Origin of the sequence: Staphylococcus debuckii, assembly GCF_003718735.1 — a bacterium.
Lineage (GTDB): Bacteria > Bacillota > Bacilli > Staphylococcales > Staphylococcaceae > Staphylococcus > Staphylococcus debuckii.
The window spans coordinates 2,185,443-2,209,658 of the sequence record NZ_CP033460.1; the positions used below are offsets into that span (position 1 = coordinate 2,185,443).

At 36.9% G+C, this 24,216-nt stretch carries 38 protein-coding genes; 3 read left to right on the top strand and 35 right to left on the bottom strand.

The window, feature by feature from the left end:
* Positions 1–102: 102 nt before the first annotated feature.
* The 33 genes from truA to rpsJ all read right to left on the bottom strand — a co-directional run bounded on the left by truA (position 103) and on the right by rpsJ (position 17,694).
* Positions 103–906: a tRNA pseudouridine(38-40) synthase TruA gene (truA, locus tag CNQ82_RS10525; RefSeq protein WP_123145217.1), complete on the bottom strand. Its 804-nt coding sequence runs from the start codon at positions 904–906 to the stop codon at positions 103–105.
* Positions 907–910: 4 nt separating this feature from the next.
* A complete protein-coding gene (locus CNQ82_RS10530) occupies positions 911–1,717 on the bottom strand; it encodes an energy-coupling factor transporter transmembrane component T family protein (protein WP_123145218.1) in 807 nt (268 codons plus the stop codon).
* Positions 1,707–2,570, bottom strand: a complete 864-nt coding sequence (locus tag CNQ82_RS10535; RefSeq protein WP_123145219.1) for an energy-coupling factor transporter ATPase — start codon at positions 2,568–2,570, stop codon at positions 1,707–1,709. Before CNQ82_RS10535 ends, CNQ82_RS10530 begins: the two co-directional genes overlap by 11 nt.
* Entirely contained in the window at positions 2,567–3,373 is an 807-nt protein-coding gene (locus CNQ82_RS10540) for an energy-coupling factor transporter ATPase (protein WP_123145220.1), read from the bottom strand. The genes CNQ82_RS10535 and CNQ82_RS10540 overlap by 4 nt, the downstream gene beginning before the upstream one ends.
* A gap of 357 nt (positions 3,374–3,730) precedes the next feature.
* Positions 3,731–4,099 carry a 50S ribosomal protein L17 gene (gene rplQ, locus CNQ82_RS10545; protein ID WP_123145221.1) on the bottom strand — a complete coding sequence of 123 codons (369 nt, stop codon included), beginning with the start codon at positions 4,097–4,099 and terminating at the stop codon, positions 3,731–3,733.
* A 22-nt stretch (positions 4,100–4,121) separates the two neighbouring features.
* Positions 4,122–5,066 (bottom strand): DNA-directed RNA polymerase subunit alpha, encoded by a 945-nt coding sequence (locus tag CNQ82_RS10550; RefSeq protein ID WP_046099928.1) that lies wholly within the window; start codon positions 5,064–5,066, stop codon positions 4,122–4,124.
* 85 nt (positions 5,067–5,151) lie between these two features.
* Positions 5,152–5,541, bottom strand: a complete 390-nt coding sequence (gene rpsK, locus CNQ82_RS10555; RefSeq protein ID WP_095104062.1) for a 30S ribosomal protein S11 — start codon at positions 5,539–5,541, stop codon at positions 5,152–5,154.
* A 23-nt stretch (positions 5,542–5,564) separates the two neighbouring features.
* Complete coding sequence (gene rpsM, locus CNQ82_RS10560; RefSeq protein ID WP_095104060.1) at positions 5,565–5,930, bottom strand: 30S ribosomal protein S13; 366 nt, start codon at positions 5,928–5,930, stop codon at positions 5,565–5,567.
* Positions 5,931–5,952: 22 nt separating this feature from the next.
* On the bottom strand, positions 5,953–6,066 hold the full coding sequence (gene rpmJ, locus CNQ82_RS10565; protein WP_002479550.1) for a 50S ribosomal protein L36: 114 nt from the start codon (positions 6,064–6,066) through the stop codon (positions 5,953–5,955).
* 33 nt (positions 6,067–6,099) lie between these two features.
* Complete coding sequence (gene infA, locus CNQ82_RS10570) at positions 6,100–6,318, bottom strand: translation initiation factor IF-1 (RefSeq protein ID WP_001118443.1); 219 nt, start codon at positions 6,316–6,318, stop codon at positions 6,100–6,102.
* 189 nt (positions 6,319–6,507) lie between these two features.
* A complete protein-coding gene (locus tag CNQ82_RS10575) occupies positions 6,508–7,158 on the bottom strand; it encodes an adenylate kinase (RefSeq protein WP_095104058.1) in 651 nt (216 codons plus the stop codon).
* A gap of 16 nt (positions 7,159–7,174) precedes the next feature.
* Positions 7,175–8,467 carry a preprotein translocase subunit SecY gene (gene secY, locus CNQ82_RS10580; protein ID WP_123145222.1) on the bottom strand — a complete coding sequence of 431 codons (1,293 nt, stop codon included), beginning with the start codon at positions 8,465–8,467 and terminating at the stop codon, positions 7,175–7,177.
* Positions 8,467–8,907 (bottom strand): 50S ribosomal protein L15, encoded by a 441-nt coding sequence (gene rplO, locus CNQ82_RS10585; protein ID WP_123145223.1) that lies wholly within the window; start codon positions 8,905–8,907, stop codon positions 8,467–8,469. Before rplO ends, secY begins: the two co-directional genes overlap by 1 nt.
* A gap of 25 nt (positions 8,908–8,932) precedes the next feature.
* Positions 8,933–9,121, bottom strand: coding sequence for a 50S ribosomal protein L30 (rpmD, locus tag CNQ82_RS10590; protein ID WP_095104052.1), 189 nt, complete (start codon positions 9,119–9,121; stop codon positions 8,933–8,935).
* 16 nt (positions 9,122–9,137) lie between these two features.
* Positions 9,138–9,638 carry a 30S ribosomal protein S5 gene (gene rpsE, locus CNQ82_RS10595; protein ID WP_095104050.1) on the bottom strand — a complete coding sequence of 167 codons (501 nt, stop codon included), beginning with the start codon at positions 9,636–9,638 and terminating at the stop codon, positions 9,138–9,140.
* Between the two features lie 21 nt (positions 9,639–9,659).
* On the bottom strand, positions 9,660–10,022 hold the full coding sequence (gene rplR, locus CNQ82_RS10600; protein WP_123145224.1) for a 50S ribosomal protein L18: 363 nt from the start codon (positions 10,020–10,022) through the stop codon (positions 9,660–9,662).
* 31 nt (positions 10,023–10,053) lie between these two features.
* Positions 10,054–10,590 (bottom strand): 50S ribosomal protein L6, encoded by a 537-nt coding sequence (gene rplF / locus CNQ82_RS10605; RefSeq protein WP_123145225.1) that lies wholly within the window; start codon positions 10,588–10,590, stop codon positions 10,054–10,056.
* Between the two features lie 25 nt (positions 10,591–10,615).
* Complete coding sequence (gene rpsH / locus CNQ82_RS10610; protein WP_123145226.1) at positions 10,616–11,014, bottom strand: 30S ribosomal protein S8; 399 nt, start codon at positions 11,012–11,014, stop codon at positions 10,616–10,618.
* 32 nt (positions 11,015–11,046) lie between these two features.
* Complete coding sequence (locus CNQ82_RS10615) at positions 11,047–11,232, bottom strand: type Z 30S ribosomal protein S14 (protein WP_095104042.1); 186 nt, start codon at positions 11,230–11,232, stop codon at positions 11,047–11,049.
* A 25-nt stretch (positions 11,233–11,257) separates the two neighbouring features.
* On the bottom strand, positions 11,258–11,797 hold the full coding sequence (gene rplE, locus CNQ82_RS10620) for a 50S ribosomal protein L5 (protein ID WP_095104040.1): 540 nt from the start codon (positions 11,795–11,797) through the stop codon (positions 11,258–11,260).
* Positions 11,798–11,822: 25 nt separating this feature from the next.
* On the bottom strand, positions 11,823–12,140 hold the full coding sequence (rplX, locus tag CNQ82_RS10625) for a 50S ribosomal protein L24 (RefSeq protein ID WP_095104038.1): 318 nt from the start codon (positions 12,138–12,140) through the stop codon (positions 11,823–11,825).
* A gap of 32 nt (positions 12,141–12,172) precedes the next feature.
* Positions 12,173–12,541 (bottom strand): 50S ribosomal protein L14, encoded by a 369-nt coding sequence (rplN, locus tag CNQ82_RS10630; protein WP_015900969.1) that lies wholly within the window; start codon positions 12,539–12,541, stop codon positions 12,173–12,175.
* 29 nt (positions 12,542–12,570) lie between these two features.
* The gene (gene rpsQ, locus CNQ82_RS10635) at positions 12,571–12,834 is read right to left on the bottom strand and encodes a 30S ribosomal protein S17 (RefSeq protein WP_002432741.1); all 264 of its coding nucleotides are present in this window, start codon (positions 12,832–12,834) and stop codon (positions 12,571–12,573) included.
* A 24-nt stretch (positions 12,835–12,858) separates the two neighbouring features.
* Positions 12,859–13,068 carry a 50S ribosomal protein L29 gene (gene rpmC, locus CNQ82_RS10640; protein WP_095104036.1) on the bottom strand — a complete coding sequence of 70 codons (210 nt, stop codon included), beginning with the start codon at positions 13,066–13,068 and terminating at the stop codon, positions 12,859–12,861.
* On the bottom strand, positions 13,058–13,492 hold the full coding sequence (gene rplP, locus CNQ82_RS10645) for a 50S ribosomal protein L16 (RefSeq protein WP_095104034.1): 435 nt from the start codon (positions 13,490–13,492) through the stop codon (positions 13,058–13,060). Before rplP ends, rpmC begins: the two co-directional genes overlap by 11 nt.
* A gap of 2 nt (positions 13,493–13,494) precedes the next feature.
* Entirely contained in the window at positions 13,495–14,148 is a 654-nt protein-coding gene (gene rpsC, locus CNQ82_RS10650) for a 30S ribosomal protein S3 (protein ID WP_095104032.1), read from the bottom strand.
* 23 nt (positions 14,149–14,171) lie between these two features.
* Entirely contained in the window at positions 14,172–14,525 is a 354-nt protein-coding gene (gene rplV, locus CNQ82_RS10655; protein ID WP_015900972.1) for a 50S ribosomal protein L22, read from the bottom strand.
* 32 nt (positions 14,526–14,557) lie between these two features.
* On the bottom strand, positions 14,558–14,836 hold the full coding sequence (rpsS, locus tag CNQ82_RS10660; protein WP_015900973.1) for a 30S ribosomal protein S19: 279 nt from the start codon (positions 14,834–14,836) through the stop codon (positions 14,558–14,560).
* A 64-nt stretch (positions 14,837–14,900) separates the two neighbouring features.
* Positions 14,901–15,734, bottom strand: a complete 834-nt coding sequence (gene rplB / locus CNQ82_RS10665) for a 50S ribosomal protein L2 (protein ID WP_095104030.1) — start codon at positions 15,732–15,734, stop codon at positions 14,901–14,903.
* A gap of 34 nt (positions 15,735–15,768) precedes the next feature.
* On the bottom strand, positions 15,769–16,044 hold the full coding sequence (gene rplW, locus CNQ82_RS10670; RefSeq protein ID WP_047130859.1) for a 50S ribosomal protein L23: 276 nt from the start codon (positions 16,042–16,044) through the stop codon (positions 15,769–15,771).
* Positions 16,044–16,667: a 50S ribosomal protein L4 gene (gene rplD / locus CNQ82_RS10675; protein WP_095104028.1), complete on the bottom strand. Its 624-nt coding sequence runs from the start codon at positions 16,665–16,667 to the stop codon at positions 16,044–16,046. Before rplD ends, rplW begins: the two co-directional genes overlap by 1 nt.
* A gap of 28 nt (positions 16,668–16,695) precedes the next feature.
* Positions 16,696–17,358: a 50S ribosomal protein L3 gene (gene rplC, locus CNQ82_RS10680; protein WP_123145227.1), complete on the bottom strand. Its 663-nt coding sequence runs from the start codon at positions 17,356–17,358 to the stop codon at positions 16,696–16,698.
* 27 nt (positions 17,359–17,385) lie between these two features.
* Positions 17,386–17,694 (bottom strand): 30S ribosomal protein S10, encoded by a 309-nt coding sequence (gene rpsJ / locus CNQ82_RS10685; protein ID WP_001118667.1) that lies wholly within the window; start codon positions 17,692–17,694, stop codon positions 17,386–17,388.
* Positions 17,695–18,033: 339 nt separating this feature from the next.
* Between rpsJ and CNQ82_RS10690 the strand changes: the two genes are divergently transcribed.
* Positions 18,034–18,420: a hypothetical protein gene (locus tag CNQ82_RS10690; RefSeq protein ID WP_095104024.1), complete on the top strand. Its 387-nt coding sequence runs from the start codon at positions 18,034–18,036 to the stop codon at positions 18,418–18,420.
* Positions 18,421–18,543: 123 nt separating this feature from the next.
* Here CNQ82_RS10690 and CNQ82_RS10695 read toward each other — a convergent pair whose 3' ends face one another.
* Both CNQ82_RS10695 and CNQ82_RS10700 read right to left on the bottom strand, forming a co-directional pair.
* Entirely contained in the window at positions 18,544–19,878 is a 1,335-nt protein-coding gene (locus CNQ82_RS10695; RefSeq protein ID WP_123145228.1) for an NCS2 family permease, read from the bottom strand.
* Positions 19,879–20,088: 210 nt separating this feature from the next.
* Positions 20,089–22,218, bottom strand: a complete 2,130-nt coding sequence (locus CNQ82_RS10700) for a DNA topoisomerase III (protein ID WP_123145229.1) — start codon at positions 22,216–22,218, stop codon at positions 20,089–20,091.
* A 146-nt stretch (positions 22,219–22,364) separates the two neighbouring features.
* On the opposite strand from CNQ82_RS10700, the gene CNQ82_RS10705 reads away from it, so the two are divergent.
* Positions 22,365–23,228 carry a GNAT family N-acetyltransferase gene (locus CNQ82_RS10705; RefSeq protein WP_123145230.1) on the top strand — a complete coding sequence of 288 codons (864 nt, stop codon included), beginning with the start codon at positions 22,365–22,367 and terminating at the stop codon, positions 23,226–23,228.
* Between the two features lie 125 nt (positions 23,229–23,353).
* A complete protein-coding gene (locus tag CNQ82_RS10710; protein ID WP_123145231.1) occupies positions 23,354–24,208 on the top strand; it encodes a GRP family sugar transporter in 855 nt (284 codons plus the stop codon).
* Positions 24,209–24,216 lie beyond the last annotated feature (8 nt).

Consider the following 24,216-nt stretch of genomic DNA (forward strand, 5'->3'; position numbering starts at 1 on the left):
TATATCTAGTAACACAATAAGTTTCCGGGGCTTATCGTGGTGGTGATATAAAACAATACCGCATATAATCGTATAATTTATCTAGGTATTTGTCAATACGATTCAATCATTTTCTAGTGATTTTTTGCGATGTATTTTAATATCAGATCCTAAGTCATTCACTAATTCTTTTGGAGCTAAATAGATTTTTTCCAAATAAAGTCCTTCTGCTGGCGCAGTAAAAGGAACCTGTTTGCGATCTTTAGCTTCTAAAAGCTTAGGGACATCTTCAGGTTGGCGTTTCCCTTTGCCTACTTCAATTAAGAAGGCAACAAGTACACGAACCATATTATACAGAAAACCTGAACCAGTCACAATGTAATCAAAGCCATTTTCTGTTTTAATAATTTCACTTTGGTATAAAGTACGTTCTTTACTCTCTACTTCTGTTTTCTGTGAACAAAAGCCTGTAAAGTCATGTGTACCTATAAAGTGCTGTGCCGCTTCATTCATCTTTTCTAAATCTAAGTCGTCACGATAATATGTCTTTAATCCGCTCATAAAGACATCGCGATGCGCACCTTGATATACTTTATATCTATAGCGCTTGCCTACGCAGTCATAGCGACAATGAAAGTTCTCGTCGACTATAGATACCTCATTGACATAAATGTCGTCAGGCAAGGCGCTATTCATCGCATATTGCCATTTATCAGGCGCGATATTCAATTCAGTATCAAAGTGGAAATATTGTTCTATCGCATGCACGCCTCTATCCGTGCGACTTGACGGATGAATGCGTACATGACGTTTATGCATACGTTTTAAAATCTTTTCAAATTGTTGCTGCACTGTTCTGCCGTGCTGTTGAATTTGAAACCCTAAAAAGTTACTTCCTTGATAAGAAATTTTTACTAATATCCGCACATTTCTACACTCCTATATTTTTCAGTGCAAATAGAATTGCAGCAATTGGAATCAACAATAAGATAAGTACTGTATCTTTCCAATGCCACTTTAATTTACGATAGCTGGTACGTTTGGCTTTCACATCATAGCCTCTGACTTCCATCGCAATTGCTAAATCCTCAGCGCGTTGAAAGGCTGAAATAAACAATGGAATCAACAATGGAATGAACGCTTTAATTCTTTGTCCTATGGAACCTGAACTGATTTCTGATCCTCTTGATTTTTGCGCTAGAATAATTTTATCCAATTCTTCCATTAACGTCGGGATGAAACGCAAAGCAATCGACATCATCATACTTAACTGCTGTACAGGCACTTTGATGAAGCGTAATGGTGATAAAATTTTATCAAATGCATCTGTCAGTGCAATAGGACTCGTTGTGAGTGTCATGATAGTAGAAATCATCATAATAAACATTAAACGACAACAAATATAAATACCTTCTATTATGCCCCCTGTTTCAATTGTGATAAATTTCCAATGAAACAGAACGGTTCCGCCCTTCGTCAAGAACAGATGCATTAAAAAGGTAAACACTAAGAAGAAGAGAATCGGTGTTAATCCTTTCAATAGATACAATAATTTGATCTTCGAACAATACATTAAGATAAGAACGACTAGTAGCATCCAGCCATACATAGCAAAATTATGACAGAAAAATACTAATACGATATAAAAGAATACAAAGCATAATTTAGCTCTTGGATCTAAATGATGAATCATAGAATCTAGCGGCAAGTAACGACCAATAATAAATTTATTTTTCATGAGCTTGCCACTCCTTGTAAAGCTTTATAAATTCCTTATCTGATAGTGCTGTTTCAGGCAACTTGATATGATGCTTTTGCTCAAAATCATATTGCAGCTGTACAATATCCGGCAAATCTAAATGATATTCCTTAACGCGCTGATGATTGCCAAATAGAGCACGCGGTGTCCCTTCAAACACCAGAGTACCTTTCTGCATTACTTTTACATTCTCTGCGTACTGTGCCACGTCGTTCATATCGTGTGTCACTAGAATTATTGTCTTCCCTTGTTCTTCTTGCAACTGTTTGAATAAAGCCATCACCTGGTCACGACTCTGCGGATCTAAACCTGCTGTCGGTTCATCTAGAATAATAACGTCTGGATCCATAGCCAAAATAGAAACGATCGCAACCTTCCTCATTTGGCCTCCAGACATTTGAAATGGAGACTTCTCCATGATATCGCGTTCAAACCCTAATTGCATCAATAAACGATAAGCGTACTCTTTTACCTTCTCTATATCCATTTTAAAATTTTTCGGACCAAAAAGAACTTCCCTTTCTACACTATCCTCAAAGAGTTGAGATTCCGGGAATTGAAAGACGATACCGATTTTTTGACGAAATGGACGAATAACTTTGTCTTTCGTCTTAGCAGTTATTTTTAAATCATCTAATTCTACTGCTCCGTATGTCGGTTTCAAGAGCCCATTAAATTGCTGGATTAAAGTAGATTTTCCTGAGCCTGTTTGGCCTATAATGGCATAATAGCGGCCATTTTCAAAATGTGTATCAATATGATGCAGTGCTTCATATTCAAAGGGCGTTCCTATTTGATATACGTAGCTGACATCATCAAACTTTACCTTCATAAGCACCCCACCAACTCATCATAATTTATAAATTCAGATGGATGGCCTAGCATTTGATTGATTCGCATTGGAAATGGTAAATCTAAGCCAATCTCTGTCAATGATGTCCCTTTCTCAAAAATTTCTTTCGGTGTCCCTTGTTCGTATACCTTACCCCGATTCAATACAATCATATAATCTGAATCAACAGTTTCTGTTAAATCATGGGTAATAGAGATAATGGTTACATTTTTATCTTTATTTAAATGACGCACTAAACGCATGAGTGATTGTTTTCCTTCTGGATCAAGCATAGAAGTAGCTTCATCCAAAATAATAATTTCTGGGCTTAGTACTAATACACCTGCGATGGCCACACGTTGCTTTTGTCCTCCTGACAGTGCTTGTGGTTCATGATTACGCTGTGCGTACATATCGACTTCTTTAAGAACCTCTGGCACATCTTCATGCATTTTATCATAAGGAACTAAAAAGTTTTCCAAACCAAATGCTACATCGTATTGCACAGTTGAGCCGACAAATTGATTGTCAGGATTTTGGAATACAATACCAATATGCTTTCTGATTTCACTTAAATTATCAGGAGTGATCTTCTGATTTCTATATAAGATTCGTCCTTCTTGGTATTGCATCATCCCCATCATCAACTTAGCAACTGTTGATTTGCCAGAACCATTATGGCCGACGATAGAGGTCCATTTTCCTTCAGGTATCTTGAAAGAAATATTATTTAATGTAAACCACTCATCGCCTTGATATTGGAATGAAACATTATCGAATTCAATTATATGTTCATTAGTCAAAATGGCTCTGTCCCTCCGTTATAATTTTCACTCTTTTATTGTACATGAATATAAGTTAGGTGTACATGTACAGATATGATTAAAGCCCCTATACGTATCATACCGTTAGGGGCTTTAAAATAAAAAAGCGCGCACCCCATTCTTTTTTGAGTTCACGCTTTAAATTTATTAAGTTAGATGAATGGGGTACTCTGAGCTAGACAATATTTGTATGTGGCAAACATTATCGTTGCACTCATTTGCTTTATATAATCAATAAGTCTGTGTGTTTATTTTTAGTACAATGATAAGCGCACAATGCTCTCATCGTGTTCTTCTACTTATCATCTTCGCTTAGTTTCAAGTTATAACTTCAAATTAAACTAATTCGATAATTGCTGATTCAGCACCGTCTCCACGACGAGGTCCTGCTTTAAGCACGCGAGTGTAACCGCCTTGACGATCAGTGTAACGTGGTGCAATTTCACCGAATAATTTTTGTAATGCTGTTTGTGTTGTATCGTCTTCGTTTAAGATTTCAACATCACGAACGATTTTAGCTGCTTGACGACGAGAAGCTAAATCTCCTTTTTTACCTAAAGTAATCAAGCTATCTACTACGCCGCGTAATTCTTTAGCGCGAGCTTCAGTAGTTTCAATACGCTCATTAACGATAAGTGAAGTAGCTAAGTCACGTAACATAGCTTTACGTTGATCAGATGTACTACCTAATTTTCTGTAACCCATGAGTTAACCTCCTTTACCTTTATCAATCTTCTTTTCTTAGACCTAAACCTAAGTCTTCGAGTTTGTATTTTACTTCTTCTAAAGATTTACGACCTAAATTACGTACTTTCATCATATCTGCTTCAGATTTGTCAGCCAATTCTTGAACAGTGTTGATTCCTGCACGTTTTAAACAGTTATAAGAACGTACTGATAAGTCTAATTCTTCGATAGACATTTCAAGTACTTTTTCTTTTTGGTCTTCTTCTTTTTCAATCATGATTTCAGCGTTTTTCGCTTCATCAGTGAGTCCAACAAAGATGTTCAAGTGCTCAGTTAAAATTTTTGCTGCTAAAGAAACTGATTCTTGTGGAGTGATAGATCCATCAGTCCATACATCTAATGTTAATTTATCAAAGTCACTGCTTTGACCTACACGAGTATTTTCAACAGTATAGTTGACTCTTTCTACTGGTGAGTATAATGAATCAACTGGAATAACACCAATTGGTAAATCACTCGTATTATTTTGTTCAGCTAATGCGTAACCTCTACCCTTATTAGCAACAAGACGGATTTTCAAATGTCCACCTTTAGATACAGTCGCAATTTTAAGCTCTGGATTTAAAATTTCAACATCACTGTCGTGAGTAATGTCTGCTGCTGTAACTTCGCCTTCATCTTTAACATCGATTTCTAACGTTTTATCTTCTTCAGAATAAATTTTAAGAGCAAGTTTCTTAATATTCATAATGATTGTAGATACGTCTTCTACTACGTTATCAATTGCTGAGAATTCATGAAGTACGCCTTCAATCTCGATGTACTTAACAGCTGCACCTGGCAATGAAGATAGTAGGATACGACGTAAGGAGTTTCCTAGCGTAGTGCCATAGCCACGTTCTAGTGGTTCAACAACAAACTTACCGAATTTAGCATCTTCACTAATTTCAATTGTCTCAATTCTAGGTTTTTCAATTTCTATCATTATTTACATATCCTCCTTGGTTACGTCGACTTATAAGATACTGCTTATCTCAGTGATCTGCGGAACATAACATTTAACTATAATATTATACGCGACGACGTTTTGGCGGACGGCAACCGTTATGAGGTACTGGAGTAACGTCTCTGATAGCTGTTACTTCTAAACCAGCTGATTGCAATGCACGGATAGCTGATTCACGACCAGGACCAGGTCCTTTTACTGTTACTTCAACTGTTTTCAAGCCATGTTCCATAGCTGTTTTTGAAGCAGTTTCAGAAGCCATTTGTGCAGCGAAAGGTGTTGATTTTTTAGAACCTTTAAATCCAAGAGCACCTGCTGATGACCATGATAATGCATTACCGAATTCATCAGTAATTGTTACGATTGTATTGTTGAAAGTTGAACGGATGTGTGCCACACCATTTTCAACATTCTTTTTCACTCTACGTTTACGAGATACTTGTTTACGTGCCATTTAAAATTTTCCTCCTTTACCTATTATTTTTTCTTGTTAGCTACAGTTTTAACTGGGCCTTTACGCGTACGAGCGTTGTTTTTAGTTTTTTGACCACGAACTGGTAAGCCACGACGGTGACGGATACCACGGTATGATGAAATTTCCATCAAACGTTTAATGTTTAAGTTTTGTTCACGACGTAAGTCACCTTCAACTTTGTATGCGTCAACTGTTTCACGGATACGACCTAATTCGTCGTCTGTTAAATCTTTAACGCGAGTGTCAGGAGAAACGTTAGCTTCTTCTACAATTTTAGCAGCAGTTGATTTACCTACACCGTAGATATAAGTTAATGAAATTACAACGCGTTTTTCGCGTGGAATATCGATTCCTGCAATACGTGCCATATTATTTTACACCTCTCTTTTATTAACCTTGTCTTTGTTTGTGTTTCGGATTTTCACAAATGATCATTACTTTACCTTTACGTTTAATGACTTTGCATTTTTCGCAAATAGGTTTTACTGATGGTCTTACTTTCATTTTTATACCTCCCTATAATAATGGAGTGACGAATTATTTATAACGATAAGTGATTCTTCCACGAGTTAAGTCGTATGGAGACATTTCTACAGTTACTTTGTCGCCAGGTAGAATACGAATATAATTCATTCTGATTTTACCACTAACGTGTGCTAAAATCTCATGACCATTTTCTAATTCTACTTTAAACATTGCATTTGGTAAAGTATCTAGTACTGTACCTTCTAATTCAATTACATCTTGTTTTGCCATTAGAACAATTCCCCCTTTTGCATTATTAGTTAATGTCTATTGGAAAATGTTAGACATACTGCCGTTGTCATAAGTGTTGAACAAAATTTTGGGAATCATTATCGTCATTTTGTCACTCTTAATACGTGAATACTAAACGACTAACAATTTGCGACTACCTTCATTCAACAAACAAGCAGCAATGTTGAATTACTTAAGATTATCTAGGATACCGATAACAGATTCTGTTACTTTTTCGATATCGCCAGAACCGTCAATGTTTTTCAAAACGCCTTCTTTATCGTAATACTCGATAATAGGTTTTGATTGCTTAACATTGACTTCTAAACGTTTTGCAACTGTTTCAGGGTTGTCATCTTCACGTTGGTATAATTTACCGCCATCAAGATCACAAACACCATCAACTTTTGGAGGATTGAACACAAGATGATAAGTCGTTCCGCAAACTTCACAAATACGACGTCCAGTAAGTCGATTCATAAGTTCTTCTTCTGGAACTTCAATGTTGATGACTGCATCTATCTTTCTGTCAAGTTCTTTCATGATTTTACTTAATGCTTCTGCTTGTTCAAGTGTACGTGGGAAACCATCTAATAAAAATCCTTTTTTCGCATCGTCTTCAGAAAGTCTTTCTTTAACGATACCTACAGTCACTTCATCAGGCACAAGTTCACCGCGGTCCATATAAGACTTAGCTTCTTTACCTAATTCAGTTTCATCTTTGATAGCTTTTCTAAACATATCACCTGTAGATATATGCGGAATAGGGAATTTCTTAACTATTTCACTCGCTTGAGTTCCTTTACCTGCACCAGGTAAACCCATTAAGATGATATTCATATTGCCCTCCTACAGTTTATCTACCACCAAAGCCTTTATATTCTTTTTGATTAACTTGAGCTTCTAGACTTTTCATTGTTTCGATTGCAACACCGATAACGATCAATAAGCTAGTACCGCCGACTTGGATTGACTGCGGCAGGTTCATAAATTTAGTAGCAAGTATCGGCAAGATTGCAATAACTGCTAAGAAGATAGAACCTACAAAAGTTAAACGATATAAAACTCTAGTAATATACTTTTTAGTTTGTTCACCAGGTCTGATACCTGGAACGTAACTGCCTTGTTTCTTAAGATTGTCAGCCATTTTTTCAGGATTAACTTGAACAAATGCATAGAAGTAAGTGAATGCAATGATCAAGATAATATAAATTACCATTCCAATATTACTTGATGGATTGGCTGTATTGGCAATTTGCTGTGCCCAGTCTGCTTTAGGGAAGAACATCGTTAATGTTCTTGGAAGCAAGAAGAATGCCATCGCAAAGATAACCGGGATAACCCCTGCTGAGTTAACTTTTAACGGCAAGTAAGTTGCATTAGAACCTAAACGCTGAGCTGATTGTTTCTTGGCATATTGAATAGGTATTTTACGTACAGCTTGAAGCACGTATACAGCACCCATTGTTAATAAAATCAAGCCTAATGCTAAACCAGCTACTTGCAGCCATGCCATCGTAGTATCACTTTGCCCGACAAAGGCTTGTTGATAAAACTGGATAAGCGAAGACGGCAACGTAGATAAAATACCAGCAAAGATAATGATTGAAATACCATTACCAACACCGTATTGAGTGATTTGTTCACCTAACCATAGTAAGAAAGCAGTTCCTGTTGTTAATACAATTGCGATTAACAAATAACTCATTGGAGAAGGGTCAACAATCAATGCCCCTTTCAAATAGTTATTAAATTGGAACGCCATTCCTATTGATTGAATGAAGGCTAAGATAATTGCAAAATAACGAGTAACGTTATTCAATTTCTTACGTCCGACATCACCCTGTTTAGCCCATTCCGTAAATTTAGGAACAATATCCATTTGCAATAACTGCATTACGATTGAAGCAGTGATATAGGGCATAATCCCCATAGCAAATATGGAAAAGTTCTTCAAGGCTCCGCCACCAAATGTATTTAATAAATCAGTGACACCTTGAGAACCTTGGTTATTATCAAATGCAGCTGGATTGACTCCAGGTGCAGGTATATAAGTACCTATTTTAAAAATAACTAGCATTGCGAGCGTAAAAAAGATCTTGTTCCGTACTTCTTTAGTTTTAAAGAAGTTAACGAATGTTTCAAACATTAGATCACCTCGTGTGCTCCACCTTTAGCATCAATTGCTTCAGCTGCAGATGCAGAGAATTTATGCGCTTTTACTGTTAATTTTTTCTCTAGAGAACCATTACCTAATACTTTGATACCCGCTTTAGCGTTTTTAACCACACCAGTTTCGATTAAAAGCTCATGAGTAACTTCTGTACCTTCTTCGAATCTGTTAAGTTGTTCTAAGTTAACAACTGCAAATTCTTTACGGTTAATGTTTGTAAATCCACGTTTTGGTAAACGACGGAATAAAGGTAATTGTCCACCTTCGAATCCTGGTCTTACTTTACCGCCTGAACGTGCTTTTTGACCTTTTTGACCACGTCCACTTGTTTTACCATTACCTGTAGCAGCACCACGACCTACGCGGTTGCGTACTTTACGTGATCCTTCTGCTGGATGTAATTCATGTAATTTCATTTCGGCACCTCCTTGATTATATTTCTTATTTAGCGTCTGTTTCTTCAACTTTAACTAAGTGACTTACTTTTGCAATTTGTCCACGATTAGCGTCGTTATCTTCAAGTACTACTGAAGAGTTAGTTTTTTTCAAACCTAAAGCTTCTACAGTTTTACGTTGAGTTTCAGGACGTCCAATCACACTGCGAGTGAGGGTAACTTGTAATTTAGCCATTATTCATTTTCCCTCCTTAATTGTACAATTCTTCTACTGATTTGCCACGTAATTTCGCAACTTCTTCAGCATTTTTAAGATTTTCTAAACCATTAAGAGTCGCACGTACCATGTTGATTGGAGTGTTTGAACCTAATGATTTACTTAAGATATCAGTGATACCTGCTAATTCTAATACGGCACGAACTGGACCACCGGCAATAACACCAGTACCAGGTGCTGCTGGTTTCAATAATACACTTCCTGAACCGAAACGGCCAGTGATAGTATGTGGAGTAGTACCTTCTACACGGTTTACTGTTACTAATTCTTTTTTAGCAGCTTCTACTGCTTTTTTAATTGCTTCAGGAACCTCTTGTGCTTTACCAGTACCGAATCCGACACGTCCTTTTTTATCACCTACAACTACTAATGCAGTGAAACGGAAACGACGTCCACCTTTTACAACTTTCGCAACACGGTTGATCGTTACAACGCGTTCTTCAAATTCTTTAGCTTCTTCATCTCTACGAGCCATCTATTGTCCCTCCTTTTATGATTAAAATTGTAATCCATTTTCACGTGCTGCATCTGCTAATGCTTTAACACGTCCATGGTATAAGTAACCTCCGCGGTCGAAGACGATTTCAGTGATACCTTTATCAGCTGCTTTTTTCGCAATTGCTTCTCCGACTTTAGAAGATAATTCAACTTTTGAACCAGTTTCATTTTCGAAATCTTTATCTTGAGTTGATGCTTGAACTAAAGTTACGCCTTTAGTGTCATCGATGATTTGAGCATAGATGTGTTTGTTTGAACGATATACGTTTAAACGTGGTTTTTGAGTTGTACCAGTTAAGTTAGAACGTACACGTGCATGTCTTTTTAAGCGTACTTTATTTTTATCAATTTTGCTGATCATGCTTTATTCTCCTTTCTTAGAGAGTTATTTATTATTTACCAGTTTTACCTTCTTTACGACGAACATATTCGCCTTGGTAACGGATACCTTTACCTTTATAAGGTTCTGGAGGTCTTACGGCACGAATGTTAGAAGCAGTAGCTCCAACTAATTCTTTAGAAATACCTTCAACCTTAACTGTTGTATTCTTTTCAACTGTGAAAGTGATTCCATCTTCAGGTTTGAATTCAACTGGGTGAGAGTAACCTACGTTAAGTACTAAGTTACTACCTTGCATTTGCGCACGGTAACCTACACCGATTAATTCTAAAGTTTTTTCGAAACCTTGAGAAACACCTTGTACCATATTGTTGATCAACGCACGAGTTGTTCCGTGAACTGTTCTATCTTTTTGAGAATCAGATGGACGTACAACTTCTAATGTGTTGTCTTCTAATTTATATGACATGCTGTCGTCAAAAGTTCTTGTTAATTCACCTTTAGGACCTTTGACAGTGATAACGTTTCCTTTGATGTCTACTGTTACATCACTAGGAATTTCAATAATTTTCTTACCTACACGGCTCATTTACGGGCACCTCCTTAATTATTTATTACCAAACGTATGCTAGTACTTCTCCGCCTATATTACGTTTTCTTGCTTCTCTGTCAGTGATAATACCTTCAGAAGTAGAAACTAATGCGATACCTAAACCATTTAATACTTTAGGTACTTCGTCTGCTTTAGCATAAACACGTAAACCTGGTTTAGAAATACGTTTTAAGCCTGTGATAACACGTTCGTTGTTTTGACCGTATTTAAGGAACAAACGTAAAACACCTTGTTTATCGTCTTCTACGAATTCAACGTTTTTAATGAAACCTTCACTTTTTAAGATTTCAGCAATTTGTTTTTTGATATTTGATGCAGGCAACTCGATTTTTTCATGACGCACCATGTTTGCGTTTCTTACACGAGTTAGCATATCTGCGATTGGATCTGACATTGTCATAGATTGTTGCCTCCTTTCAAGACTCTCTTTAATTACCAGCTAGCTTTACGTACGCCAGGGATTTGGCCTTTGTAAGCTAATTCACGGAAACAGATACGGCATAATTTAAATTTGCGGTATACAGAATGTGGACGACCACAACGTTCACAACGCGTATATTCGCGAACTGGGAATTTTTGTTTTTTAGATTGTTTTACAACCATTGATTTTTTAGCCACTTAATTAGCCTCCTTTATTTAGAGCTTATTTTTGAAATGGCATACCGAATTGTTTTAACAATTCACGACCTTCTTCATCTGTGTTCGCAGTCGTAACGATAACGATATCCATTCCTCTTACTTTACTTACTTTATCATAGTCGATTTCTGGGAAAATTAATTGTTCTTTAATACCTAATGTGTAGTTACCGCGACCATCAAATGCTTTTTTAGAAACACCGTGGAAGTCACGTACACGTGGTAATGATACTGCGATTAATTTGTCTAGGAATTCATACATTCTATCGCCACGAAGTGTTACTTTCGCACCGATTGGCATACCTTCACGTAGACGGAATGTCGCAACTGATTTTTTAGCTTTTGTGATTAATGGTTTTTGACCAGTAATTAATTGTAACTCTTCTACAGCATTATCTAAAACTTTAGAGTTTTGAACTGCGTCACCTACACCCATATTCACAACGATTTTATCGATTTTTGGTACTTCCATTACTGAACTGTAATTGAATTCTTTCATCAAGTTCTCAGTAACTTCAGAGTTGAATTTTTCTTTTAAACGGCTCAAAGTGGATCCTCCTTTCAACTAGTTATTAATTATTAGATTTGATTTCTTCGCCTGATTTTTTAGCGATACGAACTTTTTTACCATCTACTACTTTATAGCCAACACGTGTTGGTTCATTAGTTTTAGGGTCTAATAATTGTACGTTAGAAACATGAATTGGTGCTTCTGTTTCTAAGATTCCACCTTCTGGATTGAATTGAGTCGGTTTTTGGTGCTTTTTAATGATGTTTACACCTTCCACAACGACACGGTCTTTTTTAGGTTCTGTAGCTTGAACTACACCTGTTTTACCTTTATCTTTACCTGAGATAACGATTACGTTGTCACCTTTTTTGATATGCATGTGGGCACCTCCTTAGATTTAATTAGTATTGATTATAGTACTTCTGGTGCTAATGAAATAATTTTCATGTAGTTGTTGTCACGTAATTCACGGGCAACTGGTCCGAAGATACGAGTTCCGCGTGGACTTTTATCGTCACGAATCACTACACATGCATTTTCATCAAATTTGATGTAAGAACCATCTTTACGACGAACACCTGATTTAGTACGAACTACAACAGCTTTAACAACTTCGCCTTTTTTGACAACGCCTCCTGGTGTAGCATTTTTAACAGTACACACGATTACGTCGCCGATGTTCGCTGTTTTACGTCCTGATCCGCCTAATACTTTAATTGTAAGTACTTCACGAGCACCAGAGTTGTCTGCTACTTTCAAGCGTGTTTCTTGTTGGATCATGAATTAAACCTCCCTTATCTTTCGATTGATTAAATAATTACTGATTCTTCAACAATTTCTACTAAACGAAAACGTTTTGTTGCTGATAAAGGACGAGTTTCTTGAATTTTAACGATGTCTCCTAATTTAGCTGAATTGTTTTCATCATGAGTTTTATATTTTTTAGAATATTTTACTCGTTTACCGTATAATTTATGAGTTTTGTAAGTTTCTACTAGTACAGTAATAGTTTTGTCCATTTTGTCTGAAACGACTCTGCCTACGTATACTTTACGATCATTTCTTTCACTCACTTTTGTAACCTCCTCTTTCAGTTATTATTGATTAGCCTTGTTTTGTTCAATTTCTCTTTCACGAGCAACAGTTTTTAGACGTGCAATCGTTTTTCTAACTGTACGAATACGTGCAGTTTCCTCTAATTGTCCTGTAGCTAATTGAAAGCGTAGGTTAAAAAGTTCTTCTTTTGAAGATTTGATTTGTTCTTCGATTTCTGAAGTGGTTAAGTCTCTAATTTCCTTAGCTTTCATTTGATTCACCACCCAATTCTTCACGTTTTACAAACTTAGTTTTTACTGGAAGTTTGTGACTTGCTAAACGTAATGCTTCACGAGCAACTTCTTCTGGCACGCCTGCAACTTCAAATAAGATTCTACCTGGTTTAACTACTGCGATCCAGCCTTCAACTGCACCTTTACCAGCACCCATACGTACTTCTAAAGGTTTTTTAGTGTAAGGTGTGTGAGGGAAGATTTTGATCCAAACTTTCCCGCCACGTTTCATATAACGAGTCATCGCAATACGAGCAGATTCGATTTGACGAGATGTGATCCAAGAAGTTGTAATTGCTTGTAATCCATACTCACCGAATGTTACGAAGTTACCGCCTTTAGAACGTCCTGTAGTTTTTGGACGATGTTGACGACGATATTTAACACGTTTTGGTAGTAACATTATTATTTTCCTCCTTCACTATTATTCTTAGTAGGAAGAACTTCTCCACGATAGATCCATACTTTAACACCTAGTTTACCGTATGTTGTATCAGCTTCTGCATGTGCATAATCAATGTCAGCACGCAATGTGTGAAGTGGAACAGTTCCTTCTGAATATCTTTCAGCACGAGCGATATCAGCTCCGCCTAAACGACCTGAAACTTGAGTTTTAACACCTAAAGCTCCTAATTTCATAGCTCTTGAAATAGCTTGTTTTTGTACACGACGGAATGAAGCACGGTTTTCTAATTGACGTGCGATATTCTCAGCAACTAAACGCGCATCTAAATCAACTTTTTTGATTTCGATTACGTTAATGTGTACACGTTTGCTTGTTAATTTATTTAATTTGTTACGAAGTTTTTCAATTTCTGAACCGCCTTTACCAATTACCATACCTGGTTTACCAGTGTGGATTGCAATGTTAATACGGTTTGCAGCACGTTCGATTTCTACGTGAGAAACTGATGCTTCTTTTAATTCGTTATCAATGAACTTACGGATTCTTAAATCTTCGTGTAATAATGTAGAGAAATCTTTCTCAGCATACCATTTTGCATCCCAATCACGGATGATACCAACACGAAGTCCGATTGGATTAATTTTTTGACCCACAGTATTCCCTCCTTAGAAAGTTATTAAGCTTCTTTAGCTTCTTCTTTGCCGTCACTTACGACAATTGTAATGTGGCTTGTACGTTTATTAATAGCACTTGCGCGTCCTTGAGCACGTGGACGGAAACGTTTTAATGTTGGTCCTTCGTTAGCATATGCTTCTTTTACAACTAATTCATCTGTATTCATGTCATAGTTGTGCTCTGCATTAGCTAAAGCGGACATCAATAATTTTTCAACAACTGGTGATGAAGCTTTGTTTGTCAATTTTAAGATGGCAATAGCTTCACCAACGTTTTTGCCTCTGATCAAGTCTAATACTAATCTGACTTTACGAGGTGCGATTCTGATAGTTCTAGCAACCGCTTTTGCTTCCATTTGTTTCTCCTCCTCTACTTATGAAAAGTATCTTATCTTCTAGTCTTTTTGTCGTCTACAGCATGTCCTTTAAATGTACGAGTTGGAGCAAATTCACCTAATTTGTGACCAACCATATCTTCAGTTACATAAACAGGTACATGTTTACGTCCATCGTATACTGCGAAAGTGATACCGATGAAATTAGGGAAAATAGTTGAACGACGTGACCAAGTTTTAATCACTGTTTTTTTCTGATTACCTTCCTGAGCTTCGACTTTTTTCATTAAATGGTTGTCGACGAAAGGTCCTTTTTTAATACTACGAGCCATTTTGGCGCCTCCCTTCTTATTATGTGCGTGCAGCGATTAAGCCGCACACCCAAATAAGTTGATATTATTTTCTTTTACGTCCGCGAACGATAAGTTTATCAGATGATTTTTTACCGCGACGTGTTTTCTTACCAAGAGTTGGTTTACCCCAAGGTGACATTGGAGATGGACGACCGATAGGAGCACGTCCTTCACCACCACCGTGTGGGTGATCGTTAGGGTTCATTACAGAACCACGAACAGTTGGGCGAATACCTTTCCAACGAGAACGGCCGGCTTTACCAACGTTAACAAGTTCGTGTTGGATGTTACCAACTTGACCTACTGTTGCACGGCAAGTTGAAAGAATCATACGTACTTCACCAGAACGAAGTCTTACTAATACGTATTTACCTTCTTTACCAAGTACTTGTGCGCTTGCACCTGCTGAACGAGCGATTTGTCCGCCGCGACCTGGTTTTAATTCAATATTATGGATTGTAGTACCTACTGGAATGTTTGCTAATGGTAAAGCATTACCAGTTTTGATATCTGCTTCTTCACCATTTTCAATAACTTGACCTACTTGCAAACCTTTAGGTGCGATGATGTAGCGTTTTTCACCATCTGCATATACTAACAATGCGATGTTAGCTGAACGGTTTGGATCGTATTGAATAGAATCAACTTTAGCTGTGATTCCATCTTTATTACGTTTAAAATCGATTACACGGTATTGACGTTTGTGTCCGCCACCATGATGGCGTACTGTCAATTTACCTTGGTTGTTACGTCCCGCTCTTTTCGGTAGCGGTTGTAATAATGACTTTTCAGGAGTCGTTTTAGTGATTTCAGCGAAATCCAATGAAGTCATATTACGACGACCATTTGTAATTGGCTTATAATGTTTAAGAGCCATTGTCGCTTACCTCCTTATTGGTAATTTATATTTTTTAGTTGAATAGATCGATTGATCCTTCTTTAAGTGTAACTACTGCTTTACGTCTTTTGTTTGTATAGCCTTGGTAACGGCCCATACGTTTTTTCTTAGGTTTGTAGTTGATGATATTTACTTTGTCTACTTTAACATCGAAAATTTCTTCAACTGCAATTTTAACTTGAGTTTTGTTCGCACGTGTATCTACATCAAAAGTATATTTGTCTTCAGCCATTGCTTCTGAAGATTTTTCTGTGATTACGGGGCGCTTAAGAACGTCTCTTGCTTCCATTATCCGAGCACCTCCTCAACTTTTTTAGCAGCTGCTTCTGTAATTAATACACTGTCAGCGCTAGTGATGTCTAATACGTTTAATCCGTTTACAGTTGTAATTTGAACACCAGGGATATTACGTGCTGATAATTCAACATTTACATCTTCTGATTCAGTTACAACTAAAACTTTTTTAGGTAATTCTAAATTAGATAATACGTTTGTGAATTCTTTTGTTTTTGGTGCTTCTAAACCGAATGCATCAATAACTTTGAATCCATTTTCTTGCACTTTGAAAGATAATGCAGAACGTAATGCTAAACGACGCATTTTCTTAGGCATTTTGTATGAATAGCTTCTTGGAGTCGGTCCGAATACGATACCGCCGCCACGCCATTGCGGAGCACGGATTGTACCTTGACGCGCACGTCCTGTACCTTTTTGTCTCCATGGTTTACGTCCACCGCCGCGTACTGCTGAACGATTCTTAACAGAATGAGTACCTTGGCGTAATGAAGCACGTTGTAAATTGATTGCTTCGAAAAGAACATCTTTGTTTGGTTCAATAGCGAATACTGAGTCGCTTAATTCAACTGAACCTGCTTTTGATCCGTCTACTTTTAATACATCATAATTTGCCATTATGCATTTTCCTCCTTTCGTTAATTAATTATTTATTACCTTTTTTAATTGAAGTTTTGATTTCTACTAATCCTTTTTTAGGACCAGGTACATTACCTTTAACTAAGATAACGTTGTTTTCTGTATCAATTTGTACAACTTCTAAGTTTTGTACTGTCACTGTGTTGCCACCCATACGGCCTGGCATTTTGTGACCTTTAAATACTTTAGAAGCATCTGACGCCATACCTACTGAACCTGGTGCTCTGTGGAAATGAGAACCGTGAGCCATTGGTCCGCGAGCATGTCCATGACGTTTAATGTTACCTTGGAAACCTTTACCTTTAGATACTCCAGTAACGTCAATGATGTCGCCAGCTTCAAATTTATCAACTGAGACTTCTTGACCTACTTCGTATTCATCAACATTGATGTTTCTGAATTCACGAATGAAGCGCTTAGGTGCTGTGCCCGCTTTTTTAGCGTGACCTTCAGCTGGTTTATTAGCATATTTATTAGACTTGCTGTCTTTTTTGTATGCTTGTTTGTCTTCAAAACCTACTTGGATAGCGTTATAGCCGTCTATTTCTTCAGTTTTCTTTTGTAATACTACGTTTTGGCCTGCTTCTACAACAGTTACTGGGATTAAGTCTCCGTTTTCACCGAATACTTGTGTCATCCCGATTTTTCTTCCTAAGATTCCTTTGGTCATCGAAAGTCCACCTCCTAAAATTTTCTATTATAATTTGATTTCGATGTCTACACCTGATGGTAAGTTTAAGCCCATAAGAGCATCAACTGTTTTTGGTGTAGGGTTTACAATGTCGATTAAACGTTTATGTGTACGTTGTTCGAATTGTTCACGTGAATCTTTATACTTATGAACCGCACGAATGATTGTATAAACTGATTTTTCAGTTGGTAACGGAATTGGTCCAGAAACGTCTGCACCAGAACGTTTTGCAGTTTCAACAATTTTTTCTGCTGATTGATCAATTACTCTGTGATCATAAGCTTTTAATCTGATTCTGATTTTTTGTTTTGCCATGATTTTCCCTCCTTATATCGTCTACATTTAGTGATAGACTTCTCCACAAAAACTATCTCACACAACGCCATGGCAAAGCGGCCGGGTGTGTCAGTAACCTTTTGCTTCATCGCGTAATCAAAGTCCAACATTAGATATATTACACGAATCAAGTTGCTGTTGCAACCATTTCGCGAAACTTTTTTAATGCTTGACTTTTCTCTAACACATACCAGTATATTCTACTCTAATATAGCCCTGTATTCAACCCCTTTGAGTAATTTTTCTCTTTAGGGTGTGCAAATTTTTTTATTCCTTTTCCAAATAGATTATACTGAAAATTGACAGGTGGTGATTGAGATGAAATTTGGAATTCGAACTACATTGATTATTTTAAGTATCATTATGATTATCTCCGAACTCGTTTATGGTATCCCGTTCTTAGGAGGTTCTATCATTGTTACATTTGGTTGGCAGCCACTGCTTATTAATGCAGCTATCTATTTTGTAATGGTAGTTATGCTTGCCTTTGATAACCAAAACTCAATTCGTCCTATGTTAGTTATTCCGTTAGTCGGGATTGTAGGTTCTCTCATTGCAATAATCCCTGTTGTCGGAATGGTTACACACTGGATATTATTCTTCTTAATGATTTTATTCTTAATTGTAGTACTAAGCACACCTATTTATGTACCTGATAGAAACGCACGTGTGACTTATGATGAAAATGGTCGCAGAATTAAATAATAATTAACAGCCAGGATAAAGTTGTGATTTGCATTTCAATCACTTAACTCACCCTGGCTGTTTTTTTAATATTTTTCCCAAATAAAAAAGCAAGCCCGTTAAGAGCTTGCAAAAATGGTTGGTCTAACCATGTACAAAGACGAAATAAAGTATGAAGAGTACCATTAATACGTACATAATAGGATGTACTTCTTTATGACGTTTTGACATCAACATTGTAATTGGATAGAAAATGAATCCGCAAGCGATACCTGTTGCAATAGAGTAAGACAAAGGCATCATAATAATCGTAATAAACGCTGGAACTGCAAATTCGAATTTCTTCCAATCAATTTCCGCTAAGTTTCCTGCCATCAATACACCTACTACGATTAAAGCAGGCGCTGTGACTGCACTAGTGACCACAGCCATCAATGGACTGAAGAATAAGGCAAGTAAGAAACATAGACCAGTGACGATACTTGCAAAACCAGTACGTGCGCCAACTGCTACACCGGAAGTTGATTCAATGTATGAAGTTGTCGTTGTAGTACCGAAGATTGCACCAATAATTGTTGCGATAGAATCTGAAAACAACGCTCGACCAGCTCTAGGTAATTTGTTGTCTTTCATCATACCAGCTTGTGTTGCTACTGCTACTAATGTTCCAGCTGTATCGAAGAAATCAATAAATAAGAACGTTAAGATAACAATTAAAAATTGTACTGTAAAGAGTTGTGATGGATCTTTAAATGCATCAAACGCTGCGCCGAATGTTGGTGAAATGCTTGGTACTTTCCCTACTACTGCATGAGGCATTTGAATTAACCCAGTAATCAAACCGGCAACTGAAGTTAAAATCATACCTATAAAGATGGCACCAGGCAATTTCTTAGTATAAAGAATAACTGTTACCAAAATACCGAAGATGGCAAGTAATACTTTACCATCTGTTAAGTGTCCTAATGTTACAAGGGTAGAATCGTTATTTACAATAATACCTGAACCTTGCAAACCGACAAAGGTAATAAATAAACCAATACCTGCTGATACTGCCATCTTCATTTCATAAGGTATGGCATTGATAATGGTTTCTCGTAAACCAGTCATGGTAAGTACGGCAAAGAAGAGTCCGGAACAAAGCACTCCTGTTAAACCGATCTGCCATGGAATACCCATTGTTAATACTACGGTAAAGGCGAAGAAAGCGTTGAGCCCCATACCTGGTGCTAAGGCTATGGGGTACCTGGCGACAAGTCCCATGAAAACTGAACCGACAAATGCAGCAAGCGCAGTTGCTACGAATACTGCACCTTGATCCATTTTCATACTGTCTGGAATACCTTTAACGCCTGCCAAACTTAAAACTTGCGGGTTAACAGCTAATATATAAGCCATAGATAAAAAAGTTGTTAATCCGCCTAAAATCTCACGTCGATAATTTGTATGATACTTATCAAATTGGAAATATTTTTTCACTATGTATGCTCCTTCGTTAAAATACTCTCATATTTTAATACCAATTTATCTAAAACACAATGGTGATTGATGAAAAAACCAAACATTTTTAGAGAAAAATTAAAAAACACACTAATTTTACCTATGATTTTAACAATTATTCGAATCTATTGTTCGTCATAATCATCAAAGTGCCATTAGTGTGTTCACTCTTAATTGTGAAAATCAGAATTACAATTTCAAATTCTTCAATGCATCCTGGAATGGATTGTTATCTAATTCTTCTTTACCCATATATTTTTTCATTTCACGTTTGGAAACTTTATTTTTACCTTTATTTTTATGGCGTTTATCCATTTGTTCTTGTGTTTCAGAATGACCGCAAACGCAACGATAAGTTGCTTGTTTTCCTTTTCCGAATAAAGTCATCTTTTTATGGCAATTCGGGCAACGCGCATTTGTTTTACGTTGTACGTTCTTCTTAGTCTTACAAGATGGATCTTGGCATACAAGCATTTGACCATTTTTAGTTTTCACTTTAATCATAAATTTACCGCAAGTCGGACATTCGGTGCTGGTAAGATTGTCGTGCTTATATTTTTGTTCGCTTTCTTTAATTTCATTTACAATATCTTTTGTGAAAGCTTTCATCTCTTTCATAAAAGCACGTGAATCATATTTTCCTTTTTCAATTTGAGTAAGCTTTTCTTCCCACTCAGCTGTTAATAAAGGAGAAGTTAATTCTTTAGGCGCTAAATCCAGAATTTGACGCCCTTTAGAAGTAACTCTGATTTGTCCGCTTCTCGCCTCAATCGCATTCATATTAAACAATTTATCTATAATATCTGCACGTGTCGCCACAGTACCGATACCGCCTGTTTGTTTCAAGGTTTGAGAATGTTTATGATCTTTTAAATCAAAGAATTTTTGCGGATTTTCCATTGCTTTTAATAAAGAACCTTCATTAAAGTATGATGGCGGTGTCGTTTCATGGGCTTGAATATTAAAATGCTGAACAGAATGCTGTTTACCTTTATCAAATTTCGGCGTTTGATGTGCAGCTTCATGTGCACTTAGCGCTTTGAAACCTGGTTGTGTGGTTACTTTATCTTGGAATTCAAAGGTTTCCCCATCTATATTGCAGGTGACACTCACTGCATCATATTCATAAGGTGGCAGTAAGTTTTCAATAAACCGCTCTGCAATCATCATATAAATTTTTTGTTCACGCTGACTTAATGCATTCATATCGGGACGAATCTCGGTAGGAATAACCGCATGGTGATCTGAGACCTTTTGATTATTAATGATATGCATTTTCGGACTGAAATTCTTATTCACTAACGGACGGACTTGGTCTTTGTATTCTGTCGCTAGCAATGCTTGTAAACGCTCTTTGAAAGTATCGGTCATATCGTCAGTCAGATAATTAGAATCCGTCCTAGGATACGTAGCTAATTTATGACGTTCATATAAACTTTGCAATGTGTTCAACGTTTCTTTAGCTCCCATATGATAACGTTGATAAGCGTCTTGTTGTAAATCAGTTAAGCTGTATAATTTCGCTGGATATTGCTTTTTATGTTTAGAGTACACATCTGTAATTTCAGCTTGGTGGCCTTTCAAGCGCTGCACTAACTGTTCAAGTTGTTGTTGATCTTTAATACGATGCTGACTTTTTAATTTGAAGGTTTGTCCTGCTATTTTAGCTTCTAAAGTATAGTACTCAGTAGGACGGAAATTCTTAATTTCATCTTGGCGCATTTGCACCAGTTGAATTGTAGGAGTTTGCACACGTCCTAAGGATAATTGTGCATCGTATTTCGTTGTCAATGCACGTGTCGCGTTGATACCTACAATCCAGTCCGCTTCACTACGTGCCAATGCGGCACGATATAAAGGTAAATAAGCTCTGCCGTCTTTTAAATGCTTAAATCCCTTTTGAATCGCTTTGGCTGTAATGGAACTAATCCATAAACGCTTAATCGGTTTCTTATTATGGACTTTATCTAATATCAACCGTGCAACCAATTCCCCTTCTCGTCCTGCATCCGTAGCGATAATAATTTCATTCACATTATCTTTCAGCATCAGTGATTTAACTGTTTGAAATTGCTTTCTAGTCTTAGGAATCACTACTGTCTTCATATGATTAGGAATGATCGGCAGTTCTGCTAAATTCCACTCTTTAAATTTCTTATCGTATTGTTCTGGCGTTGCATTCGTGACAAGATGACCTAGCGCCCAAGTGACGATATATTGATTATTTTCAAAGTAGCCGTTGCGTTGCTGGTTAATATGCATGGCATTCGCAATATCTCTTGCAACTGAAGGCTTCTCTGCTAAAATTAGTGATTTCATTTATCCGTTTCCTTTCTAAAAAATCGTATCTCTATTGTAACACGATTCATTACTTGTCGTTTTCATGTATTTTCTTTTATCTAGGTCCGAAACACAGTATAATAAAAGAAAAGCTGCTGTTAATTATAGAAATTAAGGAGGTCCCCATGAAAACAATCCAGATTGACTCTTCACAAGACATCCGCAACTTTATTAATCATGCTAATACATCATTCTGCTCTTATTTATATAAGCTGCATGAAAAGAATGTATCACTCGAACAAGGAATTCATTCATTGCAACACGACACAGGTGTTTTTGCCCTCACTGATGATTCTGATGAAATTCAAATGCTGCTAGGCGGATTTGCATATGATGCTCACCATTATAAAATGGTCGGCCCGTTTCTTGCAGATAAAGGCGAACCTGCCCCAGCAGATTTCAAAACATTATTTGAAGCATTAACAGCACAGCAACCGAACGGTACACATTTTAATTTTTCATTTGATGTCTCAGATTCATATAATAATTCTTTAATGAAAATTATTGATGCACATTATACCTTTACTGATTATTATTTATCTACAGACCACACTATTGAAACAAGTGATGAAGCGCAACGCCACATTATTAAATATCACAAGGCGTTTTATAGTCACTTTGATCGCTTGCACCGAAAAATTTTCAGAAGAGATGCGATGACTCCTTCAGAAATTACACAGTCTATTGACGAGAACAATCAGCTTTTCTTCTTTGTCAGTGAAGGCATTTTAAAAGGCTATTTGTATTTACAAATGCATCCCGAGGCAAATTCAGCAGAAATTCGTTACTTCTCTTCTCATACAGATTATCGTCATGAAGGTATTGCCTTTAATTTGTTAAGCTACGCTATTAACTATGCATTTAATAATGACGGTATAGAACGTGTATATTTCAAAATCCGCAGTAAGAATGATAAACTTGTCGATCGCTTCAGTGAGCTCGGCTTCGATATTCGTTCAGAACGCAAAAAATTCAAGTATATAAAATAACCACTTTAAGTTTGCCTGTAGAGTATTTCTAATCCGGCAAACTTTTTGTTTCCTTTTTAAAACAATCTCTATTATTATTGTCCTTACAAAGGGGTAAAGTTATCTTAGAAAGGAAAGGATGCTTAATGGATTTACTTATAGCTTTACTTCCCGCACTGTTTTGGGGAAGCGTTGTACTCATTAACGTATTAGTTGGAGGCGGTCCCTACAACCAAATCCGTGGTACAACACTTGGTGCATTAATTGTTGGGGTTGTATTACTCTTAACAGGACATGCCGCTTTTGAACCTAAAGTTATTATTGTCGGTTTAATCTCAGGTGCGTTCTGGTCACTCGGACAAGGTTACCAATTACGTTCTATTCAATTAATTGGCGTTTCTAAAACGATGCCGATTTCTACAGGAATGCAATTGGTAGGTACTACATTATTCAGTGCAATTTTCTTAGGAGAATGGAGTACTATGATGCAAGTGGTGTTAGGACTTGTATCAATGGTATTACTAGTAGCCGGAATTGCATTGACTTCATTAAAAGGTAAGAAAGAGTCAGACGACTCTAAATCAGCACTAGGCAAAGCGATGCCGATTCTTTTAATTTCAACAGTGGGTTATGTTGTTTATGTAGTCATCGCTCAAATCTTTAGTGTCAATGGTTTAGATGCTTTATTCTTCCAATCTATCGGTATGGCAATTGGCGGTTTCATCTTATCAGCTAATCACCAAACTTCTACTAAATATACACTTAAAAATCTTATTCCAGGTGTTGTTTGGGCGATTGGTAACTTATTCTTATTCTTCTCACAACCTAAAGTTGGGGTAGCTACAAGTTTTTCATTCTCCCAATTACTTGTGATTGTTTCCACACTCGGCGGTATTTTTATCTTGAAAGAGAAAAAAGACAAACGTCAGATGATAGGTATCTGGTCGGGGATTGTGTTAATTATTGTAGCAGCCTTTATTCTCGGCGGTTTGAAAGCGTAACTTAAAAT

Bases quoted from the DNA above. Each gene is read 5' to 3' on its own strand.
- CNQ82_RS10530 (WP_123145218.1), bottom strand. From the start codon at position 1,717: ATGAAAAATAAATTTATTATTGGTCGTTACTTGCCGCTAGATTCTATG.
- CNQ82_RS10535 (WP_123145219.1), bottom strand. From the start codon at position 2,570: ATGAAGGTAAAGTTTGATGATGTCAGCTACGTATATCAAATAGGAACG.
- rplQ (WP_123145221.1), bottom strand. From the start codon at position 4,099: ATGGGTTACAGAAAATTAGGTAGTACATCTGATCAACGTAAAGCTATG.
- CNQ82_RS10550 (WP_046099928.1), bottom strand. From the start codon at position 5,066: ATGATAGAAATTGAAAAACCTAGAATTGAGACAATTGAAATTAGTGAA.
- rpsK (WP_095104062.1), bottom strand. From the start codon at position 5,541: ATGGCACGTAAACAAGTATCTCGTAAACGTAGAGTGAAAAAGAATGTT.
- rpsM (WP_095104060.1), bottom strand. From the start codon at position 5,930: ATGGCACGTATTGCAGGAATCGATATTCCACGCGAAAAACGCGTTGTA.
- rpmJ (WP_002479550.1), bottom strand. From the start codon at position 6,066: ATGAAAGTAAGACCATCAGTAAAACCTATTTGCGAAAAATGCAAAGTC.
- infA (WP_001118443.1), bottom strand. From the start codon at position 6,318: ATGGCAAAACAAGATGTAATTGAATTAGAAGGTACAGTACTAGATACT.
- CNQ82_RS10575 (WP_095104058.1), bottom strand. From the start codon at position 7,158: ATGAATATCATCTTAATGGGTTTACCTGGTGCAGGTAAAGGAACTCAA.
- secY (WP_123145222.1), bottom strand. From the start codon at position 8,467: ATGTTTGAAACATTCGTTAACTTCTTTAAAACTAAAGAAGTACGGAAC.
- rplO (WP_123145223.1), bottom strand. From the start codon at position 8,907: ATGAAATTACATGAATTACATCCAGCAGAAGGATCACGTAAAGTACGC.
- rpmD (WP_095104052.1), bottom strand. From the start codon at position 9,121: ATGGCTAAATTACAAGTTACCCTCACTCGCAGTGTGATTGGACGTCCT.
- rpsE (WP_095104050.1), bottom strand. From the start codon at position 9,638: ATGGCTCGTAGAGATGAAGAAGCTAAAGAATTTGAAGAACGCGTTGTA.
- rplR (WP_123145224.1), bottom strand. From the start codon at position 10,022: ATGATCAGCAAAATTGATAAAAATAAAGTACGCTTAAAAAGACATGCA.
- rplF (WP_123145225.1), bottom strand. From the start codon at position 10,590: ATGAGCCGTGTAGGTAAGAAAATTATTGAAATTCCTAGTGATGTAACA.
- rpsH (WP_123145226.1), bottom strand. From the start codon at position 11,014: ATGACAATGTCAGATCCAATCGCAGATATGCTAACTCGTGTAAGAAAC.
- rplX (WP_095104038.1), bottom strand. From the start codon at position 12,140: ATGCATATCAAAAAAGGTGACAACGTAATCGTTATCTCAGGTAAAGAT.
- rplN (WP_015900969.1), bottom strand. From the start codon at position 12,541: ATGATCCAACAAGAAACACGCTTGAAAGTAGCAGACAACTCTGGTGCT.
- rpmC (WP_095104036.1), bottom strand. From the start codon at position 13,068: ATGAAAGCTAAGGAAATTAGAGACTTAACCACTTCAGAAATCGAAGAA.
- rplP (WP_095104034.1), bottom strand. From the start codon at position 13,492: ATGTTACTACCAAAACGTGTTAAATATCGTCGTCAACATCGTCCAAAA.
- rplV (WP_015900972.1), bottom strand. From the start codon at position 14,525: ATGGAAGCAAAAGCGGTTGCTAGAACTATCAGAATCGCACCTCGTAAA.
- rpsS (WP_015900973.1), bottom strand. From the start codon at position 14,836: ATGGCTCGTAGTATTAAAAAAGGACCTTTCGTCGACAACCATTTAATG.
- rplB (WP_095104030.1), bottom strand. From the start codon at position 15,734: ATGGCTCTTAAACATTATAAGCCAATTACAAATGGTCGTCGTAATATG.
- rplW (WP_047130859.1), bottom strand. From the start codon at position 16,044: ATGGAAGCAAGAGACGTTCTTAAGCGCCCCGTAATCACAGAAAAATCT.
- rplD (WP_095104028.1), bottom strand. From the start codon at position 16,667: ATGGCAAATTATGATGTATTAAAAGTAGACGGATCAAAAGCAGGTTCA.
- rplC (WP_123145227.1), bottom strand. From the start codon at position 17,358: ATGACCAAAGGAATCTTAGGAAGAAAAATCGGGATGACACAAGTATTC.
- rpsJ (WP_001118667.1), bottom strand. From the start codon at position 17,694: ATGGCAAAACAAAAAATCAGAATCAGATTAAAAGCTTATGATCACAGA.
- CNQ82_RS10690 (WP_095104024.1), top strand. From the start codon at position 18,034: ATGAAATTTGGAATTCGAACTACATTGATTATTTTAAGTATCATTATG.
- CNQ82_RS10700 (WP_123145229.1), bottom strand. From the start codon at position 22,218: ATGAAATCACTAATTTTAGCAGAGAAGCCTTCAGTTGCAAGAGATATT.
- CNQ82_RS10705 (WP_123145230.1), top strand. From the start codon at position 22,365: ATGAAAACAATCCAGATTGACTCTTCACAAGACATCCGCAACTTTATT.
- CNQ82_RS10710 (WP_123145231.1), top strand. From the start codon at position 23,354: ATGGATTTACTTATAGCTTTACTTCCCGCACTGTTTTGGGGAAGCGTT.